This is a genomic window from Rhizobium chutanense (assembly GCF_002531935.1).
GTDB lineage: Bacteria > Pseudomonadota > Alphaproteobacteria > Rhizobiales > Rhizobiaceae > Rhizobium > Rhizobium chutanense.
The window spans coordinates 1-11,231 of the sequence record NZ_NWSV01000057.1 but is presented as its reverse complement, the minus strand read 5'-3'; the positions used below and the strand labels follow the sequence as shown (position 1 = coordinate 11,231).

At 63.4% G+C, this 11,231-nt stretch carries 10 protein-coding genes; 4 read left to right on the top strand and 6 right to left on the bottom strand.

The genetic code is table 11. From position 1 onward, the window contains the following. Positions 1–146: 146 nt before the first annotated feature. The 3 genes from CO666_RS32905 to CO666_RS32895 are packed head-to-tail and all read right to left on the bottom strand — an operon-like array spanning position 147 to position 3,867. Entirely contained in the window at positions 147–2,072 is a 1,926-nt protein-coding gene (locus CO666_RS32905) for a sensor histidine kinase (protein WP_097616089.1), read from the bottom strand. Continuing rightward, the gene (locus tag CO666_RS32900) at positions 2,069–2,731 is read right to left on the bottom strand and encodes a response regulator (RefSeq protein WP_097616087.1); all 663 of its coding nucleotides are present in this window, start codon (positions 2,729–2,731) and stop codon (positions 2,069–2,071) included. The genes CO666_RS32905 and CO666_RS32900 overlap by 4 nt, the downstream gene beginning before the upstream one ends. After that, entirely contained in the window at positions 2,728–3,867 is a 1,140-nt protein-coding gene (locus CO666_RS32895) for a sensor histidine kinase (protein ID WP_245436916.1), read from the bottom strand. The genes CO666_RS32900 and CO666_RS32895 overlap by 4 nt, the downstream gene beginning before the upstream one ends. 186 nt (positions 3,868–4,053) lie before the next feature. On the opposite strand from CO666_RS32895, the gene CO666_RS32890 reads away from it, so the two are divergent. Together CO666_RS32890 and CO666_RS32885 are read left to right on the top strand one after the other, a co-directional pair. Further along, positions 4,054–4,509 carry an SgcJ/EcaC family oxidoreductase gene (locus CO666_RS32890; RefSeq protein WP_097616083.1) on the top strand — a complete coding sequence of 152 codons (456 nt, stop codon included), beginning with the start codon at positions 4,054–4,056 and terminating at the stop codon, positions 4,507–4,509. A 287-nt stretch (positions 4,510–4,796) separates the two neighbouring features. Further along, the gene (locus CO666_RS32885; protein WP_097616081.1) at positions 4,797–5,354 is read left to right on the top strand and encodes a DUF3299 domain-containing protein; all 558 of its coding nucleotides are present in this window, start codon (positions 4,797–4,799) and stop codon (positions 5,352–5,354) included. 170 nt (positions 5,355–5,524) lie between these two features. Here the strand turns inward: CO666_RS32885 and CO666_RS32875 are convergent, their stop codons facing one another. Beyond that, positions 5,525–6,154, bottom strand: coding sequence for a GNAT family N-acetyltransferase (locus CO666_RS32875; protein WP_245436917.1), 630 nt, complete (start codon positions 6,152–6,154; stop codon positions 5,525–5,527). A gap of 83 nt (positions 6,155–6,237) precedes the next feature. Continuing rightward, a complete protein-coding gene (locus tag CO666_RS32870; RefSeq protein ID WP_143540419.1) occupies positions 6,238–6,357 on the bottom strand; it encodes a LysR family transcriptional regulator in 120 nt (39 codons plus the stop codon). A gap of 106 nt (positions 6,358–6,463) precedes the next feature. Here CO666_RS32870 and CO666_RS32865 point away from each other — a divergent pair, with 106 nt between their 5' ends. Continuing rightward, positions 6,464–7,675: an MFS transporter gene (locus CO666_RS32865; protein WP_097616079.1), complete on the top strand. Its 1,212-nt coding sequence runs from the start codon at positions 6,464–6,466 to the stop codon at positions 7,673–7,675. A gap of 87 nt (positions 7,676–7,762) precedes the next feature. On the opposite strand, the gene katG is transcribed toward CO666_RS32865, so the two are convergent. Next, positions 7,763–9,943: a catalase/peroxidase HPI gene (gene katG, locus CO666_RS32860; RefSeq protein ID WP_097616091.1), complete on the bottom strand. Its 2,181-nt coding sequence runs from the start codon at positions 9,941–9,943 to the stop codon at positions 7,763–7,765. A 147-nt stretch (positions 9,944–10,090) separates the two neighbouring features. Between katG and CO666_RS32855 the strand changes: the two genes are divergently transcribed. Continuing rightward, positions 10,091–11,047, top strand: a complete 957-nt coding sequence (locus CO666_RS32855) for a hydrogen peroxide-inducible genes activator (RefSeq protein WP_097616077.1) — start codon at positions 10,091–10,093, stop codon at positions 11,045–11,047. Positions 11,048–11,231 lie beyond the last annotated feature (184 nt).

Here is an 11,231-nt window from a genome sequence, read left to right as displayed (position 1 = left end):
TGGCCGGGTGGCCACCCGGCCAGAGGCTAAGGCGCTTCCATCGCACGAAATCACTAACGTGCAGATACAAGGGGCAGCACCGATCGCTACAGCCGATGTGTCGCACACAAGGCCGAAGATGACGGTGGAGACAAACTGGCGGTGCCTTACGGCATCGCGACGTCCCGTATCGCCGCCGGCGCGCGCGGCAGATCGACGTAAAAGGTAGCGCCGCCTTCCCTACGGTTGTTAAAGCCGAGTGCACCGCCCATGGCGTCGATCAGATGTTTCGACAGCGCTAGCCCGAGGCCGGTTCCCTCCTGGCTGATCCGCTCGGCCCCCAGCCGGTCGAACGGCGTAAACAGCCTGAAGACGCGATCCGCCGGGATGCCGGGGCCGGTATCGCTGACCTCGATGCGGATGCGGTCACCCATTGCGCGGTGGCTGACGGTCACGTTTCCCGAGGGGCGGTTGTATTTCACCGCATTGGAGAGGAGGTTGAGGAACACCTGCAGCAGACGCCGCCGGTCGGCGAGCACCATCAATTCCGGCTCGGCCGGCGCGGCGACCTCGATGCGGATCTGCTGCTTGCCGCAGAGCGGCCTTGCGAGCGAAACCGCTTCATCGATCACCTCGGCAACCGGTTGCGGCGCGACCGAGAGATCCATACGGCCGGCCTCTATCCTGGCCATATCGAGAACCTCGTCGATCAGGCTCAGCAGATGCCGGCCGGCCCTCAGGATCTGCGCGACGCTTTCCCTGGACTCGGCATCGGTCACGTCCATTTCCAGAAGCTGGGCGAAACCGAGCACGGCATTCAGCGGCGTGCGCAGCTCGTGGCTCATGCGCGACAGGAACTCGCTCTTGGCGTTGCTGGCACGGATCGCATCCTCGCGGGCGGCAAGCAGGGCCTCCTCGAATTGCTTGCGCTCGGTAATGTCGCGGGTGATCTTGGAAAAGCCGCGCAGCCGGCCCGTTTCGTCTTGCAGCGCGGTGACGACGACATGCGACCAGAACCGGGACCCGTCCTTGCGCAGCCGCCAGCCTTCCGCCTCGGTGCGCCCGTGAAGGGCGGCTCTAGAAAGCTCTTCGGCCGGAAATGTGTCCCTGGTCTGGGCGGGATAGAAGCGGGAAAAATGCTGTCCGACGATTTCGTCGGCGCCGTAGCCGGTGATCCGCTCGGCGCCGGCGTTCCAGCTCACCACCCGTCCGCCGGCATCGAGCCCGAAGATGCCGTAATCGCTGACGCCCTCGACCAGTTGCCGGAAGCGTTCCTCGCTCTCGGTCAGATCGGCCTCGCGCTTTTTTAAGAGCACGCTCGCATCCTCGAGCGCCTGTTCGAGGCTGCCGAGCTCATCGCGGAAAGGATCGGCCACCGTGACGACCTCGCCTTGCGACAAGAGATGCGCCTGGGCTTTCAGCGCATAGACGCGGCGCACGATACTGGCCGAAAACAGGAAAACGGCGGCGAGCGCGCCGGCAAAACCGAGGAAGCCGGCGGCGATCATCAGGCTGCGCGACAAGGTGCGAACCCGGTCGGCGGCCTCAGTTCTGGCGTGAAGGAGATCGGCCTCACGCCGGTTCATCGCGTCGATCTCCTGTCTCAGCACGTCGAGCACCTGTTTGCCTTCGATGAGCTTGGCAGCAAGCTCCTCGCGCCCGCCGGCGCGCAGGATGTCGGCCTGTTTCAGGAGTTGGAGACGGTCGACCTTCGCGTCGACCAGGGCGCGGATGCGGTCAAGGCGGCTCTTCTGTTCCTCATCCCGCAACCGCCGGCCGACTTCGTCGAGCACCACGGGCAGCCTGTCCTCGGCCCGGTTGAAGGGGTCGAGAAAATCGGTTCTGCCGGTCAGGAGATATCCCCGCATCGCTGTCGCGGCCTCGGCGATCAAGGCGTGGATTTCCTGAATGCCGGACTGGATCTCCAGCGTCACCCGCACCTGATCCTCGGCGATCCGGCTCTGCCGGTCGGCGACGAAGACTGAGGCGAGAGCGGCCAGCAGCAGTGCCAGCGGCACCATGATGATGACGATGCCCTTCGCCCGCAGCGGAAGGTCGGCGAAGCGCAGCGCCCGCCGGCGTGTCGCGGTCATGGCTGCTCTTCCCTGGATGTTGCGACGAGCCCGCCGCGCACGGCCATGACGGCGGCCTGCGTCCGGTCGCCGGCGCCGAGCTTGCCGATGATGCGCTCGACATGGATCTTCACGGTGCCGGGCGAGATCTTCAGCGCCCGCCCGATCTCCTTGTTGGTCAGGCCCTCGGCCACTTTCGCCAGCACCTCGCGCTCGCGCACCGTCAGCGTCTCAAGCGCGCTGCTGTTGGTTTGCGGCTTGGTGGCGGCACGCCGCAGCAGCCTTGCAACGAGCGGGCCGTCGAAGAAGGCGTCGCCCTGCAGGACGCGCCGGATCGTGCGCAGAATATCGTCCCGACTGGCGTCTTTCAGCAGATAGCCGGTGGCGCCGGCATCGATCGCCGCCTCCAGATAATCGAGGCTGTCATGCATGGTGATGATCATGACGCGTGTACCCGGCGACACGCGCCGGATCTCCCGTGTGGCGGCGAGGCCGTCCATGCGCGGCATGCGGATGTCGAGCAGGGCGAGATCCGGCTTGCGGATGGCGCAGGTTTCCACCGCCTCCAGGCCGTCGCGCACATCCCAGGCGACATGGAAATCGTCCTGGCCGCCGATCATGGCAATCAGCCCGGCGCGGGCGATATCATGATCGTCGGCAACGAGAATGGATGCGGTCATGCCGATATCGTCTCCTGCTGAAGGGGTGCGACGGCGCGGACGCAGGTGCCGCCCGAAGCCCCAGTGCCGATCTCGATGCGGCCGCCGAGCAGCGCCAGCCGCTCGCGCATGCCGACGATGCCGAGCCGTGTGCCCCGCTGCTGAATCTGGGGCTGGCGCGCTTCGCCGATGCCTTTGCCATCGTCGATCACTTCGAGATGGGCTTCGCCCGCATTGTCCTCGAAGAGGCGCACGATGAGCCGGCGCGCCCCGGCATGCTTGATCACATTGGTGATTGCTTCCTGCGCGACGCGGTAGAAGATGATCCCGGTCGAAGCCGGCCAGCGGTCGGCGCCGGCATCGAGATCGGCGATCACCTCCATGCCGTCGATCGCATCGAGGCGGGTGCGCAGCGCCGCCGCAACGCCGAGATCGTCGAGCTCGGGCGGACGAAGATCGGCGATCGCAGCCCTGAGATCGGCGACGGAATGGCGCGCCAGTGCCGCGAGATGGTCGATCTCCGGTTTCAGCGCATGCGCCTCGCCGATGCGGGCGGCGAGATCCTGCAGGCGATAGCTGAGGCCGGCGGCGAGCTGGGCCGAGCCGTCATGCAGATCGAGCGCCACCCGCTGCCGCTCCTGTTCCTGCGCCTGGATCAATTGCGCGACGAGGGCCGCGAGTTCGCTGCGTTGCCGCTCGAGATCGCCGAGCAGCGCCTGCTTTTCCGCCGCCTGCCGTTCGAGATTGCAGGCGTCGGCCAGTTGGCCCGCCACCACCTCCAAGGTTTGCCGGTCGTCGGCATCGATGGCGCGTCCTCTCGACGGCCCGACGAGCGTCAGATGGAGGTCGGCGCCATCCTCGGAGGCAAACAGGATGCTGTCGCCTTCGGGGCTCCTCGACTGCCCGACCGCCAGTTGCACAGGCAGCTCTCCCTGCAAGGGCGGAAAGACGAGCCTGGCCTGCATTGCCCCGGCGAAATCGGCAAGGCGGGACAGGACCTCCGGCGCGGCCGTTTCGAATGGCTGCGCATCGAGCAGGTTGCGCACTTCGATGATGAAACGCAGCCGCGCCGCCCGCGCTTCCGCCGCCCTGTAAAGGGCGCGCATCTCCGCAACGTCAGGCGAATGGGCCGTATCTGTGTTATGCTCCAGGCCCAAGGGGGCTGCTCCTGAAATGAATGACGCGGGCACGATAGTCATTCCCGTGGGAATGTCATCTATGCCGTTCGGCAGATCGGATCGGGGCCACCCGGCAGATGGGGCCGCAGCGCCGGCCGCTTAGATAGTGGTCATGCGGTTGACCGATGCGATGTTCGCCGGAACCGCCACAAAGGAAAGTCCAACATGCGTACGATCATTGCTGCCGCCCTCGTCCTCGGTTTCGTCCAGGTCCAGTCGGCTGCGGCCGCCGAAACAGCGACCTGCGCCCCGGTGAGCGAGGAGCAAATCGCAAAGCTCTTCGACCGCTGGAACGCCTCGCTTGCAACGCTGAGCCCTCAGGAAGTCGCCAAGAACTACAGCGAGGACTCCGTGCTGCTGGCGACGCTCGCAAACAAGCCGCGCCTCACCCAGGCGGAACGCATCGATTATTTCGAGCACTTCCTGGCGAAGGAGCCCAAGGGCCATATCGACAGCCGTGACATCAAGACCGGCTGCAACTGGGCCGTCGACACCGGCACCTACACCTTCACGATGAAAGACGGCTCGAAGGTCCCGGCCCGCTATACCTACACCTACGAGTTCAAGGACGGGAACTGGCTGATCACCTCGCACCACTCCTCGATGATGCCGGAGAAGTAAGGCCCCACCAGCCTGTCGCCTCGGCAGGGAGACCCCGCGTTCACCCCACGCGGGGTCTTTCGTCGGGATGACGATGAGGGCGTGCCGTGTGGCGCCCCCTCTGCCCGGCAGGGCAGAGGGGGGCGGACACGGCGGGCCTTTTCCTGTTTACCTGCAAAGCCCCCGAAAACACAGGATGACGGAGGAGAGGTAGTCGGCACCCGAAGCTTTGACGGTTAAGCAGGATCGGGAGTAGCATCCGCGCGGCAGCGGCAAGGTGGTCAAAGCGGCCGGCCCCGGGAGATGCAATGATGAAGCACAAGCCTTTCCTCCTGGCGTTTGCGGCGCTGGCATTTGGTTCCGCATGGCCGATTTCCGGCGCTCTCGCCGCAGCTCAGCCTATCTTCTGGAGCGCTTTGCGGCCGGCCGATCAGCCCAAAGCGACAGTGCCGCCGTCGGGCAAAGCGGTGAGCGGCCCACAGGGCGAAACACTCGCCTGGCACGGCGAGGAGAACCCGATCGAATTGACGGGTTTCGTTCTGCCGATCGACCAGGATGGCGATCTTGTCTATGAATTCATGCTGGTGCCCTGGGCCGGAGCCTGCAGCCACATGCCTTCCCCTCCGCCCAACCAACTGGTTCGCGTCGTTCCGGACGAGCCCTTGCATCTCGCAAGGATGTACGAGACCGTCACCGTGACGGGTAGCTTGCGGCCCGGCCTGGATCAGGCGCAGTTCTTCATGATCGACGGCAACCGCGTGCTCACCTACGGCTACAGTATAAGCCATGCCCATGTCGCGGCAGCAACGGCGACGACCGATCCCGATCTGCTATCACTTTCTCCTTTCGGCATTCTGCCTCGCTAGAGCATGTCGCGCAAAAGTGTGCAGCGGTTTTGCGGCAACGATATGTGAAAACAAGGACCTAAAGCGCGAGGAGCGAATCCGAAAGATCGCGACGCGCTTTAGAAGGCGCAGAGACGGTTTCTTGCATGGATGCCGATGCTTCTGGCTGCAGCTTTTGCGATAAATGGCACCTAGCCAAGGATTGGGATATGAGGCGCTGCCGTCCTTGGCAGCACACCGGTCAGTCTTGGGTCATCTGTCACCTCGACCATGAAAGCATATGGCTTGAAACCGGACCGCTGATAGAACGGCAATGCATTCGGATGATCGAAATGGCAGGTGTGGACCCAAAGCCGATCGATGGGATGCGCCCAGGCGATTGATAGCGCCAGGTCCATGAGATAGCGCCCCGCACCGGTTCCGATTGAACTTTTGGCAACTCCAAAGAAAACCAGTTCGCACTGGCCCGGCTGCCGGAAATCAAGCTCCAGCATTCCGGACGGCCTTCCGTCCGCCAGCAGGGCGTATATTTCCACCAGTGGGTCGTTGATAATGTCCGTCAGCCTGTCATCGGTCATGACCAAGCGGGAAACCCACATCCAATCCTCTCCGACCAGTCGGAAAAGCTGCCTATATGTCACTAGATCGGGAGCTTCCATCCGCTCCAAAGAGAGTCCCGGGATAAGGCTGGCTTCTCTTAGAAGAGGCTTCTCCGTCATTTCCAGGCAGGTGACGGCATTTGCGAGTTTACCCTTGGGGACCAAAGAATATCCCATGGGCAAATACGGATTCGGATTATTCGTTTTTTCAACAGTTTCCATCGTCATCAACCAGTTTCGATCCGCTAGGCCTCCCATCGATTTCCTGCATCGCATGAACGCTGACTTGCGCGACGGATTTATCGTTACAGCATGCTCACGGCCGATTGGCTGCGGCCAGCCGGTAGTGCGGCATTCGACAAATGGCCGCTTTCGACAACGGCAACAAAGGTTCTCGGCAGATCGAGATCAAGTGGAAGGGACATATCGTTATCAGCGTATCGAATATCGGAATTCAAACCTATTCATTTTTCTGAACTCGCCGCATCTGCCACACTGATTGCTCCGAGCCATGAATCTTTGAAAGGCCGATTGATTTTGCCATCCACATCCTTACCCGTTTCCCTGTCCGAAGACGCAGATTCACCAAGTGGATGGCGGGTCGTCGGCGGAGCGCATGCGCTGACAGCGGTAACCTTCGGATCAGCCTACGCCTTCTCCGCGGTGTTTCCCGGTCTTTCCGAGGAATTCGCGGCATCGCGCGGCGAAATCGCGCTTGTCTTCTCCATCTCGGCCTTCGTGTTCTATTCGCTGGGCGCGGTCGCCGGCCCGCTTGCCGATCGCTGGTCGTCCCGCGGCGTCATAGCGACCGGTCTGGTGGCAATGATCATGGGCTATATCGGAGCCAGCCATGCGCAGTCCCTGGCCTCGCTCTACCTTTGGTACGGCGTCGGAGTGGGGCTGGGGATCGGCCTCTCCTATGTTCCGGCGATCGCAGCGGTGCAGTCCTGGTTTATCCTCAAGCGGAGCCGCGCGTCCGGCATTGCCACGGCCGGGATCGGCCTCGGCACGCTCTTACTGCCCTTGACGATCGGCCGGCTCGTCTCCGGGCTTGGTTGGCGTGGATGTTTCATCGGTCTGGCGGTTGTCATTGCTGCAATCGGTTTGCCGGCAGCGATGCTGGTGCGCAAACGTCAAGACGACAGCATTGCTTCGGAGCTGCGATCCGGCGATCGGCTCACCCCTTTCACAGCATGGCGCAATGGCCGTTTCCGCCTGTTCTACGTCATGTTGATCCTGGCGTCGTTCTGCACATTCATTCCCTATGTCCATATCGTTCCGGCGGCGCACGACATGGGTCTGTCGCTCGAAAGCGGTACAATCCTTATCGCGCTTATCGGCATCGGAAATATCTTTGGACGTTTCGTGCTGGCCGGTCTCGGCGACCGCATCGGTTCCTTGCGCCTTTTGGCGATCCTTACCTTTGCCGTTGCCGGCTCATTCCTCCTATGGTCCGTTGCCAACGGCATGGCCATGCTGGTGCTTTTCGCTCTGTCGTTCGGCATGAGTTATGGCGGCTGCGTCGGCCTGTATCCGGCCGTTGCCGCCGATCTCTTCGGCACCCGTCATATCGGAACGATACTGGGCTATCTCTATACGGCTGTGGGTCTGGCTGCTTTGCTGGGGCCAACAATGGCGGGGGTCGTCTTCGATAAAACCGGCAGCTATCTTGGCCCGATACTGTTCAGCATGGCTGCCGCATTCGTTGCCGGTTTCCTGACACTGCGGCTCCGGCAGAAATAGTGACGCCGGCGCAGGTTCCATTCGAAGGCACTTGAAAGAGAATGCCCGGGCGCAGCCGAGGCTGCGCCCGGGCGAAATGCTGACCGATCAGACGAGGTCGAAGCGGTCGGCGTTCATCACCTTGTTCCAGGCGGCGACGAAGTCCTTGACGAACTTCTGCTTGGCGTCGGCCTGGCCGTAGACTTCGGCGAAGGCGCGCAGCTGCGAGTGCGAGCCGAAGATCAGGTCGACGCGGGTGCCGGTCCATTTGGCAGCACCCGTCTTGCGGTCGCGGCCTTCATAGACGCCGTCCTTGCCGGCGGCGGGAACCCATTGCGTCGCCATGTCGAGCAGGTTGACGAAGAAGTCGTTCGTCAGCGTCTCAGGGGCCGAGGTGAAGGCGCCGTGCTCGGGATTGCCGGCCTTCAGTACGCGCAGGCCGCCGACGAGGACGGTCATCTCGGGGCCGGTCAGCGTCAGCAGCTGGGCGCGGTCGACGAGAGCCTCTTCCGGCTTCATGAACTGCCGGCCGCCGACATAGTTGCGGAAACCGTCGGCGCGCGGCTTCAGCGCGGCGAAGGAATGCGCATCGGTCTGGGCTTCGGAGGCATCGGCGCGGCCCGGCGTGAACGGCACGCTGACGGCGTTGCCGCCGGCTGCCGCCGCCTTCTCGACGCCGGCTGCACCGGCGAGCACGATCAGGTCGGCGAGCGAGATCTTCTTGCCGCCGGTCTGGGCGGCGTTGAAGTCCTTCTGGATGCCTTCGAGAGTGCCGAGAACCTTGGCGAGCTGGGCCGGCTGGTTGACCTCCCAGTCCTTCTGCGGGGCAAGGCGGATGCGCGCGCCATTGGCGCCGCCGCGTTTGTCGGAGCCGCGGAAGGTCGAGGCCGACGCCCAGGCGGTCGAGACCAGTTCCTGCACGGAAAGGCCGGTCGCCAGCACCTTCGCCTTGAGGTCGGCAATGTCCTTGTCGTCGACGAGCGGATGGTCGACGGCCGGGATCACGTCCTGCCAGATCAGGTCTTCGGCCGGAACTTCCGGACCGAGGTAACGGACCTTCGGGCCCATGTCGCGGTGGGTCAGCTTGAACCAGGCGCGGGCGAAAGCGTCGGCGAACTGATCGGGATTTTCGAGGAAGCGGCGCGAGATCTTCTCGTAGATCGGATCGAAGCGCAGCGCCAGATCGCTGGTCAGCATGGTCGGTAGGTGCTTCTTCGAAGCGTCATAGGCATCCGGAATGGAGGCTTCGGCGTTCTTGGCCTGCCACTGCTTGGCGCCGGCCGGGCTCGTCGTCAGTTCCCATTCGAAGGCGAAGAGGTTTTCGAAGAAGTAGTTGCTCCACTTGGTCGGCGTCTGCGACCAGGTGACTTCGAGGCCGGCGGTGATGGCATCCTTGCCGACGCCGGTGCCGAACGAGCTCTTCCAGCCCAGGCCCTGGTCCTCGATCGCGCCGCCTTCCGGCTCGGCGCCGATCAGGGACGGGTCGCCGGCACCATGCGTCTTGCCGAAGGTGTGGCCGCCGGCGATCAGTGCCACGGTCTCTTCGTCGTTCATCGCCATGCGGGCGAAGGTTTCGCGGATGTCGCGGGCCGAAGACAGCGGATCGGAATTGCCGTTCGGGCCTTCCGGGTTGACGTAGATCAGGCCCATCTGCACGGCGCCGAGCGGTTCTGCCAGCTCGCGTTCGCCGCTGTAGCGCTCGTCGCCGAGCCAGGTGCCCTCGGGACCCCAGTAGAGTTCTTCCGGTTCCCAGACATCGGCGCGGCCGCCGGCAAAACCGAAGGTCTTGAAGCCCATGGATTCAAGCGCGACGTTGCCGGTGAGGATCAGAAGGTCGGCCCAGGAGATCTGATTGCCGTATTTCTGCTTGATCGGCCAGAGCAGGCGACGGGCCTTGTCGAGGTTGGCATTGTCAGGCCAGGAGTTGAGCGGGGCAAAACGCTGCTGGCCCTGGCCGGCGCCGCCGCGGCCGTCGGTGATGCGGTAGGTGCCGGCGCTGTGCCAGGCCATGCGGATGAAGAGGCCGCCGTAATGACCGAAGTCGGCCGGCCACCAATCCTGCGAATCCGTCATCAGCGCGGTGAGATCCTGCTTCAGCGCGTCGAGATCGAGCTTCTTGAACTCCTCGGCATAGTCGAAAGCCTGGCCGAGCGGGTCGGCGCGGCCGGAGCCGTGATGAAGAATCTGCACGTTCAGCTGGTTCGGCCACCAGTCACGGTTCGTCCGTGCGGTCGGAGCCTTGTGATGGGCAACAGGACATTTGCCTGCGCTGTCAGTGGGGTTGTCCATGATCGTCTCCTTCATTGCTTTTGATGTGTCTGCCCGTCGAAGAAAATGAACCGGGCTTGCGCCCCGCTCTCTCCCTTGCAGTCTTCATATCGGAAGCATGTAATAATTTTAAGTTGGATTTACTGATTGCTGCGATAAGCTGGGCTTATGAAGAACCTGACTCTGAAACAGCTGCGTTATTTCGAAGCCCTGGCAAGGGACGGCCGTTTTCGCCGTGCCGCCGATGCCTGCGCCATCTCCCAGCCGGCGCTCTCCATGCAGATCAAAGAACTCGAGCAGGAATTGGGCAGCGAACTCTTCGAGCGTAGCGCGCGCGAGGTGAAGCTCACCCCCTTCGGCCAGACCTTCGCGCTCAGGGTCCGCGACATCCTGCGCGCCGTGGACGAACTCGGGGAATTTGCCCGCGCCTCGCGCGACAGCTTCCTCACGCGCCTGCGCATCGGCATCATCCCGACGATTGCGCCCTACCTGCTGCCGGCGATTATAAACGATCTCAACAAAAGCTTCGCCGGAATTCAGATCGAGGTGCGCGAAACGCAGACGGGCAAGCTGGTTCAGGAACTGGCGCAGGGCCAGCTCGATATGGCGATCGTCGCACTGCCGGTGTCGGAACCCTCGCTCACCGAACTCGAACTTTTCAGGGAAGAATTCGTGCTGGTCAGGCGGCAGGAGGATGGGGAGAAGCCCGTGCCCGAGCGCGAGGCGCTGCGCGAAATGCGGCTGCTGCTGCTCGAAGAGGGCCACTGCTTCCGCGACCAGGCGCTGTCCTTCTGCAAGGTCGGGCCGGCCCGCCCGCGGGAAATCATGGAAGGCAGCTCGCTCTCCACCCTCGTCCAGATGGTCGGCGCCGGCATCGGCGTCACCCTGATCCCGGAGATGGCCGTTCCCGTTGAAACGCGCTCGGCCCATGTCTCGATCTCCCGCTTCCCTTCGCCGCAGCCGTCACGAACGATCGGCATGGTCTGGCGCAATTCGACGCCGATGGCCAAGCAGCTGCAGGAGGTTGCCGAGGCGGTGCGCCGCTCGGCGGAGGCGATGCGGGAGCAATTTGTCGGTGGAAAAGACCCCGCCCCAAACCCCTCCCCACAAGGGGGAGGGGCTTAACCTGCCGCACCCGTTTTCCATATCTGCGGCGTTTCGGTAGGACAAGGCGAGCGCTCCGGCTTAGCCCCTCCCCCTTGTGGGGAGGGGTTGGGGAGGGGTCTTGTGCGGGTACAGCCCGGGCTGATCCCTGACAGAATGAACCGGGTTGATGGTTGACAAGTCATAGTGCGTCGGAGGGAGGGCT